We start from the raw sequence: 16402 nt of genomic DNA on the forward strand, positions 1-16402 counted from the left end.
ATGTGACCGGCTCAGGCCTTGGGCCGCTGGACGTTCTCCAGGAGCATGTCCAGCCACTCCGCGACCTTGTCGCGGTGCTGGTCGGTGGGGAGCTGCGCGGCCCGCCACGCGATGCCGCGCACCCCGTGATCCTGCAGCAGCCGCTCCAGCGGGTCGTCGGCCGCCGCGGCGGCCCGCCGCTCATGGTCCGCCAGGTTCTGCAGCAGCTCCTGCTCGGTGTGCTGGAGCGCGTTCGCGAGGGCTTCGGGGTCCTCGGCGGTGAGGAAGCCGGCGTGCACCCGGAAGAACCGCTGGATGGCGTCGCAGTGCTCCATGGTGGGACGCCGGTCACCGTTGATCAGGGCACCGGCCTGCTGCCGGGACATGCCCGCGCCGTCGGCGATCTCCTGCTGCGTGTACTTGCGGCCGTTCGGCTTGAGCCGGGTGCGGCGCAGCAGGTCCAGGCGCTGCACGAACCGGGTCTGCACCTCGGGCTCGCCCGCGGGCCGGCCGCTCAACAGGGCCTTGACCACCGGCTCCGGAACTCCGGAGGCCGCGGAGAGCCGGCCGATGCCGAAGACCTCGGCGTGCGGCACGTCGAGCCGGTCGGCGAGTGCGGCGACACGGGCGACGACGGCCGGCAGCGCGGTCGTCGGCGCGGCGTCCTGACCCTCACCCACGAAGCCACCCGTCACCGACAGATCTCCTAGGTCTCTCACAGGCCTCTCACATGCGGTTGCCGTGAACTTCACGGAGACTAGCCCGTGCCTCGAACTCACATCCAGGTCTCGCCACAACTGTGGCCAATTTCAGCCGTCAACCGGCATGGAATGCCACGATAGTTGACACGCCCGAGCTCCGGGCCGCAGGATCGGGGCGCCGCGTCAAGGCCGCACAGGCAAGAGGGGTGACCTCCCGATGGCACATCAGGCAGGAGGCCGGCGGCCGATACCGCGGCCCGGCCCCGAGACTCCCGAGGCGCAGGCCTATCTGGAGGACTACGCCGCGTTCCTCCACGCGGTGCCCTTCCCCTCCCTGGTGGTCGACCGCCGCTGGGACGTGCTGCTGGCCAACACTGCTTTCCGGACACTTTTCCGGGATGTCGAACCGCATCCGACGGCCATGCCCGGTGACAACTTCCTCCGGTTCGTCCTCTTCCATCCGGACGCCGCCACCGTGCTGGGGGAACACGAGTCGAGCTGGTGCCTGCCGATGCTGGCGCACTTCGCCAAGACGGTGGAGCGGCACGGCCACGACCACGGGCTGCAGGCCATCCGCCGGGACATCGCCCAGGACCCCATCATGGAGGCCGCCTACCGGCAGGGGCTGCCGCACTGGCTCCGTGCCGTCGGCGAACAGGCCGCCGAACACGACGGCGCCGTACGGCCGTTGCGACACCCCGACCCGCGCTGGGGGGTCACCGACTGCCGTCTCGTCGTGGAGACGACCAGGATTCTCGACGACATGGACTGCATCCGGCTGACGCTGGTCCTGCGCGAGGCGCGCCGCACCCCGGCCGGCCACCGCAGACGTCGGCGCGCCGCTTCCCATCTCAGCGTGGTCCCGGAACCGTCCTGACGCACCGGTTTCTTGCACGCTCACGCAAACAGCTTGCGTTACTTGCGCTATTCTTGCGTTCATGACGCGACGACTTGCTGTGGTGGCGAAGAAGGTCGGGGTCAGCGAGGCCACGGTCAGCCGGGTACTCAACGGCAAGCCGGGGGTCTCCGATTCCACCCGGCAGGCCGTGCTCTCCGCCCTGGACGTGCTCGGTTACGAGCGGCCCACCCAGTTGCGCGGCGAGCGCGCCCGGCTGGTCGGCCTGGTGCTGCCCGAGCTGCAGAACCCGATCTTCCCCGCCTTCGCCGAGGTGATCGGCGGCGCGCTGGCCCAGCTCGGACTGACGCCGGTGCTGTGCACCCAGACCCGTGGCGGCGTCTCCGAGGCGGACTACGTGGCGCTGCTGCTCCAGCAGCAGGTGTCCGGCGTCGTCTTCGCCGGCGGGCTCTACGCCCAGGCCGACGCGCCCCACGATCACTACCGGCAGCTCGCCGAACGCAACATTCCGGTCGTCCTCGTCAACGCGGCCATAGAGAACCTCGGCTTTCCCGGCGTCTCCTGCGACGACGCCGTGGCCGTGGAGCAGGCCTGGCGGCATCTGGCCTCGCTCGGTCACGAGCGGATCGGTCTGGTGCTCGGCCCCGCCGACCACGTTCCGTCGGCCCGCAAACTGGCCGCCGTCCGCGCGGTCGCCGGCGAGGTGCCCGATGAGCACGTCGCCCGCGCCATGTTCTCCATCGAGGGCGGACATGCCGCCGCCTCCCGGCTCATCGACCGGGGCGTCACCGGTTTCATCTGTGCCAGCGACCCCCTCGCCCTCGGCGTGGTACGGGCCGCCCGCCGCCGGGGACTCGACGTCCCCGGGCGGATCTCGGTCGTCGGCTACGACGACTCGGCCCTGATGAACTGCACCGAGCCCCCGCTCACCACGGTCCGCCAGCCCATCGAGGCCATGGGCAGGGCTGTCGTGGAGCTGCTGAACGCGCAGATCAGCGGGGGGCAGGTCGCCGCCGAGGAGCTGCTGTTCGAGCCGGAGCTGGTGGTGCGCGGGTCGACCGCGCAGGCCCCCCGGACCTGAGGGCGGGGGTGCCCCGCCGCACCCGGGGTCCGGACGGCACCGTCCGGGAGGCCCGGCCCGCTTCGGGCTTGATTCCGCTTCGCTTCCGGCCGGCTGTCGAATAATTTCAAATTCTGCGCGACATCTTGCGGACCCTTGTCGTCGGTGCTTGAGTGTGCCCCGCCCACCGCTCCTGTTCCGAGGGGTTCACCCGCTCCTGTCCCAGAGGGGTCCACCGATGAGAAGCACCGGGATCCGCCGTACCCTCGTCGCGCTAGGCGTCGGCGCCCTCACGCTCACCGCCTGCGGGTCGAACGACGACCAGGCCGCCGACGGCAAGACCCGCATCACGGTCAACTGCATGCCGCCCAAGAGCGCCAAGGTCGACCGCCAGTTCTTCGAGGAGGACATCGCCGCCTTCGAGAAGAAGAACCCGGACATCGACGTCGTCCCGCACGACGCGTTCCCCTGCCAGGACCCGAAGACCTTCGACGCCAAACTCGCCGGCGGGCAGATGGAGGACGTGTTCTACACGTACTTCACCGACGCCGGTCATGTCGTCGACATCAACCAGGCGGCCGATCTCACCCCGTACGTCAAGGAGTTGAAGAGCTACGGGACGATCCAGCAGCAGCTGCGGGACATCTACACCGTCGACGGCAGGGTCTACGGCATACCGCGCACCGGTTACTCCATGGGGCTGGTCTACCACCGGCAGCTCTTCGAGCGGGCCGGACTCGACCCCGACCGGCCGCCCACCACCTGGGCCGAGGTCCGCGACGCCGCGAAGAAGATCGCCGCACTCGGCGACGGCACCGTCGGTTACGCCGACTACAGCGCCCAGAACCAGGGCGGCTGGCACTTCACCGCCGAGCTCTACTCCCAGGGCGGCGACGTCGTCACCCCCGACGGGAAGAAGGCGGCCGTCGACTCGCCCGAAGGCCGTGCCGTGCTGCAGACCCTGCACGACATGCGCTGGAAGGACGACTCCATGGGCAGCAAGCAGCTGCTCGTCATCAACGACGTCCAGCAGATGATGGGCGCCGGCAAACTCGGCATGTACCTCGCGGCTCCCGACAACATCCCGATCCTGGTGAAGGAGAAGGGCGCCGAGTACAAGGACCTCGCCCTCGCGCCCATGCCCGGCGGACAGGCCACCCTCATCGGCGGCGACGGCTACATGTTCCACAAGAAGGCCTCGCCCGAACAGATCAGGGCCGGCCTGAAGTGGCTCGACCACATGTTCCTCACCCCCGGCGACGGATTCCTCGGCGACTACGCCCGCGCCAAGAAGAACGACGCGCCGGTCGGCCTGCCCGAACCCCGGCTGTTCACCGGCGCCGCCGACGCCAGGGACCAGCAGGCCAAGGAGGCCCACGCCAACGTGCCGGTGGAGAACTACCAGGCCTTCCTCGACGGCAACCAGAGCCTGGAGATGAGGATCGAGCCGCCGCGGGCGCAGCAGCTGTACTCCGTCCTCGACGGAGTCGTCTCCGCGGTCCTCACCAAGGAGGACGCCGGCATCGACCGGCTCCTGAAGGACGCCTCCACCAAGATCGACGGCATCCTGGCGCGAGGCTGACCGGCGATGAACCCGACCACCACGCGGGAGGCCGGCCCACGATGACGAAGACCGCCGCCGCACGGCCCGCCGCCACGGCGCCCGCCGTCCGCCCGGTGAAGGCGCCGTCCCCGGCCAAGGACCGGAGACGGCGCCGCCTCGCCGACCAGGCGCACGCCTACGGCTTCCTCCTGGGCGGCCTCGTCTGCTTCGCCCTGTTCTCCTGGTACCCGGCGATCCGCGCCGTCGTGATCGCCTTCCAGAAGTACACGCCGGGCTCGCCACCCGAATGGGTGGGCACCGCCAACTTCACCCGCGTCCTGTCCGACCCCGAATTCGGCGCGGCCTGGCGCAACACCCTCACCTTCACCCTGCTCGCCCTGCTGATCGGCTTCGCCGTCCCGTTCGTCCTCGCCCTCGTGCTGAACGAACTCCGGCACGCCAAGGCGTTCTTCCGCATCGTGGTCTACCTGCCGGTGATGATCCCCCCGGTGGTCAGCGCCCTGCTCTGGAAGTGGTTCTACGACCCGGGCACCGGCCTCGCCAACGAGGCACTGCGGTTCCTGCACCTGCCCACCTCCCACTGGTCCAACGGCGCCGACACCGCCCTCGTCTCCCTGGTGATCGTCGCCACCTGGGCCAACATGGGCGGCACCGTCCTGATCTACCTCGCCGCCCTCCAGTCCATCCCGGGCGAGCTGTACGAGGCCGCCGAACTCGACGGCGCGAACCTGCTCCAGCGCATCCGGCACGTGACGGTCCCCCAGACGAGGTTCGTCATCCTGATGCTGATGCTCCTTCAGATCATCGCCACCATGCAGGTGTTCACCGAACCGTTCGTGATCACCGGCGGCGGCCCGGAGAACTCCACCGTCACCGTCCTCTACCTCATCTACAAGTACGCCTTCCTCTACAACGACTTCGGCGGAGCCTGCGCGCTCAGCGTGATGCTCCTCGCCCTGCTCGGACTGTTCTCCGCCGTCTACCTCCGACTCACCCGCTCCTTGGAGGAGGCGGCATGAGCAGCACCCGCACCCTCGTCTCCCCGGCCGTCCTGGCCCGACCCCGGGGCCGGGCGGTCTACTGGACCGTGTTCACCGGCGTCGTCCTGCTCTTCACGCTGGCCTTCCTCTTCCCCGTCCACTGGATGGTCACCGGCGCGATGAAGTCCCCGGACGAGGTGGCGCGCACCCCGCCCGACCTGCTGCCCGACCGGTGGAGCACCAGCGGCTGGACCGACGCCTGGGAACTGATGCAGCTCCCCACCCACCTGTGGAACACGGTGGTGCAGGCGTCCGGCGCCTGGCTGTTCCAGCTGGTGTTCTGCACGGCCGCCGCCTACGCCCTGTCCCGACTGCGGCCCGCCTTCGGCAACGTGGTCCTCGGCGGCATCCTCGCCACTCTCATGGTCCCCGCGCAGGCCCTGGTCGTACCCAAGTACCTCGTCGTCGCCGACCTGCCGCTGATCCACACCAGCCTGCTCAACGACCCGCTCGCCATCTGGCTCCCCGCCGTCGCCAACGCCTTCAACCTCTACCTGCTCAAGCGGTTCTTCGACCAGCTGCCGCGGGACGTCCTGGAGGCCGCCGAGATCGACGGCGCCGGACGGCTGCGCACCCTGTGGTCCATCGTGCTGCCCATGTCCCGGCCGGTGCTCGGTGTCGTCTCGATCTTCGCCCTGGTCGCGGTGTGGCAGGACTTCCTGTGGCCGCTGATGGTCTTCTCCGACACCGACAAGCAGCCGATCAGCGTGGCCCTGGTGCAGCTGTCGCAGAACGTCCAACTGACCGTCCTCCTCGCCGCGATGGTGATCGCCAGCATCCCCATGGTCGCGCTGTTCCTCGTCTTCCAGCGGCACATCATCGCCGGGATCGGCGCGGGCGGCACCAAGGGCTGACGCGGCACCGGCGGCCGGTCGGCACGGCCCCGAGGGCCGACATCGAACAACCCGTCCACCGAAGAGAAAGGCACGCACCGTGGGACAGCCCGCCCCTGCCCGGAGCGACGACCACAGCGACGACCACAGCGACGACCACAGCGACGACGACTGGTGGCGCTCCGCAGTCATCCATCAGGTGTACGTCCGCAGCTTCGCCGACGGCGACGGCGACGGCACCGGAGACCTCGCCGGAGTCCGGGCGAAACTGCCGTACCTCGCCGAACTCGGCGTCGACGCCCTGTGGTTCAACCCCTGGTACTTGTCCCCGATGAAGGACGGCGGCTACGACGTCGCCGACTACCGGACGGTCGACCCGGCCTTCGGCACCCTCGCCGAGGCGGAGAAACTCATCGCCGAGGCACGGGAACTCGGCATCCGCACGATCATCGACATCGTGCCCAACCACGTCTCCGACCAACACGCCTGGTTCCGTGCCGCCTTGGCCGGCGGGCCCGAACGGGACCTGTTCCACTTCCGGCCGGGCCGCGGCGAGCACGGCGAACTGCCCCCGAACAACTGGACGTCGGAGTTCGGCGGCCCCGCCTGGACCCGCCTGCCCGTCTCCCACCAAGGCCCTTCCAAGGAAGGCCCTTCGGGCCCTGTCGCTTCCGACGGCGACTGGTACCTCCATCTGTTCGCCCCCGAGCAGCCCGACCTCAACTGGGCGCACCCCGCGGTCCGCCAGGAGCACGAGGACATCCTGCGCTTCTGGTTCGAACGGGGCGTGGCCGGTGTCCGCATCGACTCCGCCGCCCTGCCGGCCAAGGACCCTCTGCTGCCGGACCTCGTCGAGGGTGTGGGCCCGCACCCGTACGTCGACCGGGACGAACTCCACGACGTCTACCGGGCGTGGCGGGCCATCGCCGACGAGTACGGCGCCGTGTTCGTCGGCGAGGTCTGGCTGCCGGACGCGGAACGCTTCGCGCGCTATCTGCGCCCCGACGAACTGCACACGGCGTTCAACTTCTCCTTCATGACCTGCCCCTGGGACGCGGGGCGGCTGCGGACCTCCATCGACGAGACACTCGCCGAGCACGCCCCCGTCGGCGCGCCCGCCACCTGGGTGCTGTGCAACCACGACGTGACCCGTACGGTCACCCGATACGGCCGCTCGGACACCGGATTCGACTTCGCCACCAAGACCTTCGGCACCCCGACCGACCTGGCCCTCGGCACCCGGCGCGCCCGCGCCGCGGCCCTGCTGTCGCTGGCGCTGCCCGGCACGGTCTACCTGTACCAGGGGGAGGAACTGGGCCTCCCCGAGGCGGAGGTGGCACGGGAGCACATCCAGGATCCGATGCACGCCCGCTCGGGGGGCACCGATCCGGGACGGGACGGGTGCAGGGTGCCACTGCCGTGGGCGGCGAAGGAACCGTACGCGGGATTCGGGTCCCGGAACACCCCGTGGCTTCCGCAACCGGACCACTGGGCGGCGTACGCGGCCGACCGGCAGCAGGACGACCCCGGCTCCATGCTCACCCTCTACCGCCGGGCGATCAGCCTGCGCCCCGCCTTCGGCACGGGCCCGCTCACCTGGCTCCCCGCCCCCGACGGCGTCCTGGCCTTCGAGCGCGCCGACGGCCTGCGGTGTCTGGTCAACCTCGCCGACATCCCGGCCGACCTGCCCGAGCACGCCGGGATCCTCCTCGCCAGCGGGCCCCTCGACACCGGGAACCGGCTGCCGAGGGACACGGCCGTCTGGCTCCGTACGTAGGCCTCCTGCCCTCGCCCCCTATGTCCTTGTGCCCCGGTGTACCCGCTCTCCCCACGCACCGCTGTCCCGCACCGTTCCTCTGGACTGAGCAGGAGTGAGTCTGCTCAGCCGCACGCCCCGAACGGTCCTGGGCTCCCCCACTGCCTCAAGGGCGTGGGAGGTACCCCCAGGTCCCCGGCGTACTCGGCCCCGGGGCGGCGACACACATCCTGTGCGTGGTCCGGGCCCGGGAGGCCTCCGCGGCCGGAGGTCGCTGAATGACACTGCCCCGCGCGATCCGGCCACATGGGTACGGCCAAGGCGACGGGGAGGCCCTGAACCATCACTCCGGTGGAGCGGGGGCCCCGTTCACCGGCGCCGTGCCCGGCGTCCCAGATCGCACGATCACGTTGACCCGGACGGTTCACGACACCGCAAGCCCGGAGGTCGACCATCACACGATCGAGTTACACCGCCCTCGTGCACACTCCCCGGCAAGCAGCTGACAATCCCCACCACGAAGGGATCAGCACATGAGCAATAGACCTCTCAGGTACATGCCAATTTTGGGGGCCGTCGTCGCCCTGGCCGCCGGCATGCTCGTCGCCCTGGCGCCCGCACCCGCCCACGCCGCAGCGGGCGCCACTCTCCCCTTCACCTCGGTCGAGGCCGAGTCCGCCACCACCACGGGTTCGGGGGTCGGGCCCGACTACACCCAGGGCACCCTCGCCTCCGAGGCGTCCGGCCGCCGGGCGGTACGCCTGAACAGCGGCCAGCGCGTGGAGTTCACGGTGCCGCGCTCGGCCAACGCCGTGAACGTCGCCTACAGCGTCCCCGACGGCCAGTCCGGCTCGCTCGACGTGTACGTCAACGGTGCGAAGCTGGCGAAGATCCTGTCGGTGACCTCCAAGTACTCCTACGTCGACACCAGTTGGATCGCCGGCGCCAGGACCCACCACTTCTTCGCCAACTCCCGGTTGCTCCTCGACCGGAACGTCCAGGCCGGTGACAAGGTCGCCTTCCAGGCCACCGGTGTTCAGGTCACCGTCGACGTGGCCGACTTCGAACAGGCCGCCGCACCCGCCGCCAGGCCGGCCGGTTCGGTCTCCGTCACCGACAGGGGCGCCGACCCCAGCGGCCAGGGCGACTCCACGCAGGCGTTCCGGGAGGCCATCTCCGCCGCCAGGGGCGGGGTGGTATGGATCCCGCCGGGCGAGTACCGGCTCACCTCCGCCCTGGGCGGCGTCCAGAACGTCACCCTCCAGGGCGCCGGTCACTGGCACTCGGTCGTACGCTCCTCACGCTTCATCGACCAGTCGAGCTCCGCCGGCAACGTCCACATCAAGGACTTCGCCGTCATCGGCGAGGTCACCGAGCGCGTCGACTCCCAGCCGGACAACTTCGTCAACGGCTCCCTCGGCCCGAACTCCTCGGTCTCCGGCATGTGGCTCCAGCACCTGAAGGTCGGCCTCTGGCTGACCGGCAACAACGACAACCTGGTCGTCGAGAACAACCGCATCCTCGACACCACCGCCGACGGCCTCAACCTCAACGGCACCGCCAAGGGCGTCCGGGTCCGCAACAACTTCCTGCGCAACCAGGGCGACGACTCGCTCGCCATGTGGTCGCTGAACGCGCCCAACACAAACAGCAGTTTCGAGAACAACACCATCTCGCAGCCGAACCTCGCCAACGGCATCGCGATCTACGGCGGCACCGACATCACCGTCAAGGACAACCTGATCGCCGACACCAACGCACTGGGCAGCGGTATCGCGATCTCCAACCAGAAATTCCTCGACCCGTTCCACCCGCTGGCCGGCACGATCACCGTCTCCGGAAACACCCTGGTCCGCACCGGCGCCATGAACCCCAACTGGAACCATCCCATGGGCGCGCTGCGCGTCGACTCCTACGACAGCGCCATCGAGGCACAGGTCAGGATCACCGGCACCACCATCACCGACAGCCCGTACAGCGCCTTCGAGTTCGTCTCCGGCAGCGGACGCGGGTACGCGGCGAGGAACATCACCGTGGACGGCGCCACCGTCGAGAGGACCGGAACGGTCGTCGTCCAGGCCGAGGCACAGGGCGCCGCCACCTTCCGCGGCGTCACCGCCACCGGCGTCGGCTCGGCCGGCGTCTACAACTGCCCCTACCCGTCCGGCTCGGGTACCTTCACCGTCACCGACGGCGGCGGCAACTCCGGCTGGAACAGCACCTGGTCGGACTGCTCCACCTGGCCGGAGCCCGGCGAGGGAAACCCCGATCCCGACCCGGACCGCAACCTGGCCCGGGGCCGCACGGCCACGGCCACCGGGTCCCAGGACGTCTACACGCCCGGCAGGGCGGTCGACGGCGACGCGAACAGCTACTGGGAGTCCGCCAACCACGCCTTCCCCCAGGCCCTGACGGTGGACCTCGGCTCCAGCCAGGCCGTCCGCCGCCTGGTGCTGAAACTGCCGCCGCAGTCCGCGTGGCAGGCCCGCACCCAGACCCTGTCCGTGCAGGGCAGCACCGACGGCTCCGCGTACACGACGGTCCTCGCCGCGCGGGACTACCGCTTCGACCCGGCCACCGGCAACACGGTCACCGTGAACCTGCCCGCCGGTACCGGCCTGCGGCACCTGCGGCTGCACGTCACCGGCAACACCGGCTGGCCGGCGGCCCAGTTCAGCGAAGTGGAGGCGTACCTTTCCTGACGTCCACCGGGGCGTCCTTCTCGACGGCCGCAGTGACGTCCTTCCCCGCGGCCCCGGCCGCCCCCCGCTTCGCCGCCTGGATCTGCTCGTACACATGGGTCCGCAGCTCGGCGAAGCGCGGGGTGACCCGGGTCGTCAACTGGTCCCGCTCCCACGGCAGATCGACCTTCAGCTGCTCCTGGACCACCGTGGGGGAGCTGGACAGCACGATCACCCGTTCGCCGAGGTAGACGGCCTCGTCGATGTCATGGGTGACGAACAGGACGGTCATCGACCGCTCCTGCCACAGCCGGCGCACCAGGTCCTCCAGATCGGCCCGGGTCTGCGCGTCCACGGCGGCGAACGGCTCGTCCATCAGCAGCACATCGGGCTCGTACGCCAACGCCCGTGCGATCGCGACCCGTTGCTGCATACCGCCGGACAGCTGCCACGGATACGCCCCGGCGGCATCCGCCAGACCCACCGACTCCAGGGCGTCGGCCACCAGTTCCTTGCGCCGGGCCGCGCTCAACCCCTTCTTCCGCTTCAGCGGGAGTCCGACGTTCGCACCGACCCGCATCCACGGGAAGAGACTGCGTCCGTACTCCTGGAAGACGAACGCCATCCCGGGCGGCGGCCCGTCGACCTTCCGCCCGGCCAGCGTCACTTCGCCGGACGTCGGTGCGAGCAGCCCGCCCATGCACTTCAGCAGGGTCGTCTTGCCGCAACCCGACGGGCCCACGAGACAGACCAGTTCACCCGCCTCGACCGTGAAGGTGAGATCGCGGACCGCTTCAATACGGCGTCCAGAACCCTCGTAGACCTTTCGCAGACCGCGTACGTCGAGCATGGACCCTCCTTTCTCGAGCTTCACGACGACCCCCTGGTGGCGTCGCGCAGGCCGTGGTACCAGGCGAGCACCCGCCGTTCGGCCCATTGGAAGAGGACCGACAGGGCGAAACCCAGCAGGCCGAGCCGCGGGATCAACTCGCCCAGGACGAGGAAGCCGGCGATCCCGGCCGTACCGAGGGCGGCGTTCTCGCCCCTCACGGGAGCAGCTTGTCCAGGTCGGGTGTCTGCTTGAACAGGTCGTCTTCCTCGCCGAGCTTCACCAGCTGCTCGATGGAGGCGCGGTCGGGGTCGGTGGGCCACTTCGGCAGGGTCACCTGCTCCAGTACGGCCGGCGGGATCTTCGTGTACGTGGTGACGATCTCGCGCACCTCGTCCGGGTGGGAGTCGGCGTACGCGAGGGAACTCGGCGGTGGCCTCCTGGAACTTCTTCACCACCTCCGGGTTCTTCTGCGCGTACCGAGTGGAGGTGAAGTACAGGGAGATGGTGAGGTCCGGGGCGATGTCGACCATGGGCGAAGCGATCTCCCGGCCGCCCTGGCCCTTGATCGTGGCCAGCGCCGGCTCGACCACCATGGCGGCGTCGATCTGTCCGCCGTCGAGCGCGGCGGGCATCTGATCGAAGGCCATCTCGACGAAGTCCACCTTGTCGGGGTCGCCGCCCGACTTGGTCACCGAGGCGCGTACGCCGAGCTCCATCGTGTTCTTCAGCGTGTTGACGGCGACCTTCCTGTCCTCCAGGTCCTTCGCCGACTTGATCGGGCTGTCGCCCTTGACGGTGATCGCGGCGAAGTCCTCGTCCGCCACGCCGGTCGAGGCGTTGCCGTTCGCCACCCCCTTCACCGGCACGCTGTTGGACTGGGCGATCAACAGCGAGGTGGTGTTGGAGAACCCGAACTCGAACTGACCGCTGGCCACGCCGGGAACGATCGCCGCGCCGCCCTGTGCGCTGGAGATCGACAGCTTCAGGCCGCGTTCGCTGAAGAAGCCTTTCTTCTCGCCCAGGTACAGCGGCGCGACATCGACGATCGGGATGAGTCCCACCTTCACCTCGGTGGTGCCGCCGGACGAGGCGTTCGCATCAGAGGCGCCACCCCCGTCGGACGAGCTGCACGCGGTCGCGGTGACCAGGACGGAAGCGGCCGTGAGACGGCGACGACATCGGCTACGTGGCCCACGTCCCGACCCGGCGCATCATGAGCGCGGCCATCACGGTGGGCACACGCTTCCCCGCCCACGTCACCTCGGTCGGCCGGGTCATGCTCGCGGATCTGCCGGACGACGGGATCGACGCCTGGCTCGACCGCGCCGACCTGCGGCCGAACACCTCCCAGACCCTCACCTCGCCGCGCGCCCTGCGTGCCGAACTGGTCCGGGTCCGCCGCCAGGGGTTGGCCACTGCTGGGATTTGACTGAGCACGAGTGTGTTCTGGCGTGTGCGAGTGAGCGCTGGGGTGCGGTCGTGGGTGGGTGTCGCTCTGTCTGGAGAGGGGAATGGGGGTTTGCCTGGCGAACGCGTGACCTTGGCGGGTGGTGCTCGTTGGGTGGAGTGAGCGGGTTTTCGGGGCTGGACTTGAGGGGCGGGGGCGCGGGGATGGATGGTCTGCGGGAGTTGGCGGCGCCGTTTGTGGTGCCCGGCCCGTCGGGGGTGGCCATCCGTACCTGGCTCAAGCAGCTGACGGCCGCCGATGAGGAGGTGCTGCGGCGGGTGGGCGCGCATCTGGGCGCACTGGCTTCCGGCGACCTCAAGGCGCGCTGCCACGACGGCCTGGAGCACGACGCGAAGGCCTGGGCCGCGCGCAAGCGGGAGCTGACGCCGTTGTCGTCGGCCCGCTGGGCGGGCGCGATCACGAAGGCGACGCATGAGCAGTGGGCGCTGGCCCGCCGCTGCGCGCTCGCCCATATCCAGAGCCTGCAGGCGGGGGTGCGCACCCTGCGGCACCGGCTGGCACTGCCACTCGGTGCGAAGGGTTCGAAGAGGGCCCCGGGTGGATATCGCAGTCGGCGGGAGTGGCATGCCAAGGCCCGCCGACTGCAGGTGCTGGAGGACCGGCTGGCACGGGAACGCACCGCCTGGGAAGCCGGAACCGTGCACGTGGTGCGGGGCGGTAAACGCCTGGCCCGGATGCGGCACCAGCTGCCCGCCGCACGGCTCACCGAGCTCCAGTGGCGTGCACGCTGGGAAGCAGGACGGTGGTTTCTGCGGGCGGACGGGGAGAGCGGGAAGCGGTACGGCAACGAGACGATCCGCATCAGCCCGGACGGTGAGGTCAGCCTCAAGCTCCCTGTCCCACTGTCGGTGCTGGCGAACGCTCCGCACGGCCGGTACGTGCTCACCGGCCGGATCCGGTTCGCGCACCGGGGGTCGGAGTGGGCCGACCGGGTGGCGGGGAACCGGGCCGTCGCCTACCGCATTCACCACGACGTGGCCCGGGGCCGCTGGTATGTGACGGCCTCCTGGCAGCTCCCCGTGTCGCGGACGGTTCCCCTGGCGGCGGCGCTCGGGCACGGGGTGATCGGGGTCGACATGAATGCCGACCACCTGGCCGCCTGGCGCCTGGACGTGCACGGCAACCCGATCGGCACCCCGCGCCGCTTCTGCTACGACCTGACCGGCACCGCCGACCACCGGGACGCCCAGCTCCGCCACGCCCTGACCCGGCTGCTGCACTGGGCTAGGGCCTGCGGGGTGCGGGCGATCGCGGTGGAGGACCTGGACTTCACCGCGGAGAAGACCCGCGAGAAACACGGCCGCAGGAAGCGGTTTCGGCGGCTGGTCTCCGGCCTGCCCACCGGCCGGCTCCGCGCCCGGCTCGTCTCGATGGCCGGCCAGACGGGGATCGCGGTCGTCGCCGTGGACCCGGCCTACACCTCGAAGTGGGGCGCCCAGCACTGGCAGAAACCGCTGACCGGCACCACCCGCAAGACCACCCGGCACGATGCGGCGAGCATCGCGATCGGGCGACGCGCCCAGGGGTATTCGATCCGGCGTCGGACGACACCGCCCCGCACCCACCGGAGCGATGGATGCGGGCATCGGATCGTCCAGGCCGGAGGGGATGCCCCCGGGCGTGAGGGACCCCGCCGCCGCCTTCCCGGACCACGGACACGATCCGTGCCGCCGGACGCGGAGCGAACGCGGGCGACCAGGACACCCAACACCGTTCGGGGTGTCCGCGGTGAGCGGGAATGGGTCCCAGACTCCCTCCTGCTCACTGACTAGGAACGGTACGCACTGGTCGACCAGGAACTCGAGGAGGGCCTGCGGTCGGTCGCCGCACCGGTGAGGGACCGGGAGGGCACGGTGGTGGCCGGCGTGAACATCGCGGTGCACGCCGGCCGCAACTCCATGGAGTCCGTCCGCCGGGACCTGCTGCCGCACCTGCTGGCGACCGTCGCGCGGATCGAGGCGGACCTGTGGATCACCGGCCCGGCCCGGGCCGTCTCCCACGGAAACGGAAACGGGGCCGCAGCCGGACCGAGCGCTCCGCGTGGGCCGGGGTGATGCGAAGTGGGAACGTCTCGGAGAGGGACGGGTGAACGGTCACGCACCACGCGTGGAGGGCCTTGAACCGCGCGTGCACGCCTTGAAGCACGGGTGGACCGCCGTTGGCCCTCGACCTGCCGGAAGGGCCGGTGCGTCCTAGGGTGGACAGCACTGCGCTGCACAGCGACCGGGAGTTCTCATGCGTCTGCCCATCGAGCTCAGGCACGTGGCACCCCGTCTGGCCATGGGGGCGTTCATCCTCAGCTCCGGACTGTCCAAGCGGGTCGTCGACGAGGAGACGGCCGCCCAGTTGCACGGGATGGCCAAGAACACGTATCCGTTCCTCGGGAGAGTACCGACGGCCACCTTCGCCCGGCTGCTCTCCGCCGGGGAGATCACGCTGGGCTCCGCCCTGCTGCTGCCCGTCGTCCCCACGGTCGTGGCCGGTGCAGGGCTGGCCGCGTTCTCGTCGGCGCTGCTGGGGCTGTACCTGCGTACGCCGGGGATGCGTGAGGAAGGCAGCCTGCGGCCGACCCAGCAGGGCACTCCGTTGGCCAAGGACGTCTGGATGCTCGGGGTCGGGATCGGGTTCGTCGTCGACGAGATGACGCGTGGCAGGCGGTGAGCGAGCTTGCAGGCCGACCGAGTTCGCCGGCCGACCGGCTCGCGCCCCGAAGCCGCGGCGCGAGCCGGTCGGTCAGGGAGGGTGGTCACGTCCAGGGCTGGTGGTGCGGTCGGCCGATGAGGATCTGCCACTTGGCGGGCCCCTGTTCCACGTAGTCCCAGGTGTACGCGCCCGGGTGGGCGGCCTCGAACTGCTTGTGCAGCGGCTTGGGATCGTGATTGTTGACAAGGGTGAACGTCCCGCCCGGGGTGAGGCGGGCGTACCGGGCGAAGACGAGCGGGTGCCGCTGCTCGCGGGGGATCGGGCGTACGTCGATGACGGCGGACGTGTCGAGGCTGCCGCCTCGCAGGAGCGTCTCGTAGTCGGCGACGAGGGGCGGAAGCACGCCGCCGGGGAGCGCCGCGAGGACGGGCAGCAGGATGTCCTCCTCCACTGTCCGGTGGACGGACAGGACTGCCTCCACCCGCTGTGCGGCGGCCGCCGCGGAAGCACTGTCTCCAGCGGCGTCAAGTGCGTCGATGTGCCGGTCGAGGGCGGACCTGGCGATGCTCAGGGCGCTCACCAGCAGCCGGGTCTCGGGCGCGTGCGCGGCGGCGGCGTGCAACGTCTCGGCCGACGCCGTGAGATGGCGGCGGATTTCGCCAACGACGCCCATGGTGGCGGTTGTTGCGGCGGATGCGGGGGTGGGGGAGGCGGTCGTGGCGCGGTCCGGCGCGCCTCCGGCGTCTCCTGTGCCGTCCCCTTCCCCACCTCCTGCCCCGGCCGTCGGTTGCGGTTCGACCAGCGGGGTGAGCAGGGCGTGCAGCCGTTCGTACTCCGTTCGGATCACGGCCCCTGCCCGGACCACGGGATCGGTCTGTGTCGACTGGATGAAGACGCCGGATGACTGTGTCACGAGCGTCCTCCTTTCGTGACGTCGCGAAGGCATCATTCTTACATGTAGGATTCGTAAAAATTCGGAGAGGAGGACG

The 16402-nt window shown here is 70.1% G+C and carries 13 protein-coding genes and 2 pseudogenes; 11 read left to right on the top strand and 4 right to left on the bottom strand.

The annotated features are described in order from the left end of the window. Positions 1–11: 11 nt before the first annotated feature. Positions 12–674, bottom strand: coding sequence for a helix-turn-helix domain-containing protein (locus tag V4Y04_RS32965; protein ID WP_332431994.1), 663 nt, complete (start codon positions 672–674; stop codon positions 12–14). 223 nt (positions 675–897) lie between these two features. Between V4Y04_RS32965 and V4Y04_RS32970 the strand changes: the two genes are divergently transcribed. The 7 genes from V4Y04_RS32970 to V4Y04_RS33000 all read left to right on the top strand — a co-directional run bounded on the left by V4Y04_RS32970 (position 898) and on the right by V4Y04_RS33000 (position 10491). Beyond that, a complete protein-coding gene (locus tag V4Y04_RS32970; protein ID WP_332431995.1) occupies positions 898–1557 on the top strand; it encodes an MmyB family transcriptional regulator in 660 nt (219 codons plus the stop codon). 61 nt (positions 1558–1618) lie between these two features. Then, the gene (locus V4Y04_RS32975) at positions 1619–2617 is read left to right on the top strand and encodes a LacI family DNA-binding transcriptional regulator (RefSeq protein ID WP_332431996.1); all 999 of its coding nucleotides are present in this window, start codon (positions 1619–1621) and stop codon (positions 2615–2617) included. Between the two features lie 217 nt (positions 2618–2834). Further along, complete coding sequence (locus V4Y04_RS32980) at positions 2835–4178, top strand: ABC transporter substrate-binding protein (RefSeq protein ID WP_332431997.1); 1344 nt, start codon at positions 2835–2837, stop codon at positions 4176–4178. A 41-nt stretch (positions 4179–4219) separates the two neighbouring features. Further along, positions 4220–5179, top strand: coding sequence for a carbohydrate ABC transporter permease (locus V4Y04_RS32985; RefSeq protein ID WP_332431998.1), 960 nt, complete (start codon positions 4220–4222; stop codon positions 5177–5179). After that, the gene (locus V4Y04_RS32990) at positions 5176–6054 is read left to right on the top strand and encodes a carbohydrate ABC transporter permease (RefSeq protein ID WP_332431999.1); all 879 of its coding nucleotides are present in this window, start codon (positions 5176–5178) and stop codon (positions 6052–6054) included. Before V4Y04_RS32985 ends, V4Y04_RS32990 begins: the two co-directional genes overlap by 4 nt. A 79-nt stretch (positions 6055–6133) precedes the next feature. Continuing rightward, the gene (locus V4Y04_RS32995) at positions 6134–7810 is read left to right on the top strand and encodes a glycoside hydrolase family 13 protein (RefSeq protein WP_443080118.1); all 1677 of its coding nucleotides are present in this window, start codon (positions 6134–6136) and stop codon (positions 7808–7810) included. A gap of 536 nt (positions 7811–8346) precedes the next feature. Beyond that, complete coding sequence (locus tag V4Y04_RS33000; protein WP_443080119.1) at positions 8347–10491, top strand: discoidin domain-containing protein; 2145 nt, start codon at positions 8347–8349, stop codon at positions 10489–10491. Here the strand turns inward: V4Y04_RS33000 and V4Y04_RS33005 are convergent. Both V4Y04_RS33005 and V4Y04_RS33015 read right to left on the bottom strand, forming a co-directional pair. After that, a complete protein-coding gene (locus tag V4Y04_RS33005) occupies positions 10463–11320 on the bottom strand; it encodes an ABC transporter ATP-binding protein (protein ID WP_332432001.1) in 858 nt (285 codons plus the stop codon). The genes V4Y04_RS33000 and V4Y04_RS33005 overlap by 29 nt on opposite strands. A gap of 20 nt (positions 11321–11340) precedes the next feature. After that, entirely contained in the window at positions 11341–12363 is a 1023-nt protein-coding gene (locus V4Y04_RS33015) for an ABC transporter substrate-binding protein (protein ID WP_443080120.1), read from the bottom strand. Between the two features lie 104 nt (positions 12364–12467). On the opposite strand from V4Y04_RS33015, the pseudogene V4Y04_RS33020 reads away from it, so the two are divergent. From V4Y04_RS33020 to V4Y04_RS33035, 4 genes and pseudogenes are all read left to right on the top strand, one after another. Further along, a pseudogene (locus V4Y04_RS33020) lies at positions 12468–12716 on the top strand (IclR family transcriptional regulator domain-containing protein); the annotation flags it as partial. A gap of 197 nt (positions 12717–12913) precedes the next feature. Then, positions 12914–14542, top strand: a complete 1629-nt coding sequence (locus tag V4Y04_RS33025) for a transposase (RefSeq protein ID WP_332432003.1) — start codon at positions 12914–12916, stop codon at positions 14540–14542. Positions 14543–14548: 6 nt separating this feature from the next. After that, positions 14549–14824: pseudogene (locus V4Y04_RS33030) on the top strand (IclR family transcriptional regulator domain-containing protein); the annotation flags it as partial. Positions 14825–15005: 181 nt separating this feature from the next. Continuing rightward, positions 15006–15431: a hypothetical protein gene (locus V4Y04_RS33035; protein ID WP_332432004.1), complete on the top strand. Its 426-nt coding sequence runs from the start codon at positions 15006–15008 to the stop codon at positions 15429–15431. An 85-nt stretch (positions 15432–15516) separates the two neighbouring features. Here the strand turns inward: V4Y04_RS33035 and V4Y04_RS33040 are convergent, their stop codons facing one another. After that, positions 15517–16326: a DUF2249 domain-containing protein gene (locus V4Y04_RS33040; RefSeq protein WP_332432005.1), complete on the bottom strand. Its 810-nt coding sequence runs from the start codon at positions 16324–16326 to the stop codon at positions 15517–15519. Positions 16327–16402: the final 76 nt, after the last annotated feature.

Source organism: Streptomyces sp. P9-A2 (assembly GCF_036634175.1).
Lineage (GTDB): Bacteria > Actinomycetota > Actinomycetes > Streptomycetales > Streptomycetaceae > Streptomyces > Streptomyces pratens.

Bases quoted from the DNA above. Each gene is read 5' to 3' on its own strand.
- V4Y04_RS32970 (WP_332431995.1), top strand. From the start codon at position 898: ATGGCACATCAGGCAGGAGGCCGGCGGCCGATACCGCGGCCCGGCCCC.
- V4Y04_RS32975 (WP_332431996.1), top strand. From the start codon at position 1,619: ATGACGCGACGACTTGCTGTGGTGGCGAAGAAGGTCGGGGTCAGCGAG.
- V4Y04_RS32980 (WP_332431997.1), top strand. From the start codon at position 2,835: ATGAGAAGCACCGGGATCCGCCGTACCCTCGTCGCGCTAGGCGTCGGC.
- V4Y04_RS32985 (WP_332431998.1), top strand. From the start codon at position 4,220: ATGACGAAGACCGCCGCCGCACGGCCCGCCGCCACGGCGCCCGCCGTC.
- V4Y04_RS32990 (WP_332431999.1), top strand. From the start codon at position 5,176: ATGAGCAGCACCCGCACCCTCGTCTCCCCGGCCGTCCTGGCCCGACCC.
- V4Y04_RS33000 (WP_443080119.1), top strand. From the start codon at position 8,347: ATGCCAATTTTGGGGGCCGTCGTCGCCCTGGCCGCCGGCATGCTCGTC.
- V4Y04_RS33005 (WP_332432001.1), bottom strand. From the start codon at position 11,320: ATGCTCGACGTACGCGGTCTGCGAAAGGTCTACGAGGGTTCTGGACGC.
- V4Y04_RS33025 (WP_332432003.1), top strand. From the start codon at position 12,914: ATGGATGGTCTGCGGGAGTTGGCGGCGCCGTTTGTGGTGCCCGGCCCG.
- V4Y04_RS33035 (WP_332432004.1), top strand. From the start codon at position 15,006: ATGCGTCTGCCCATCGAGCTCAGGCACGTGGCACCCCGTCTGGCCATG.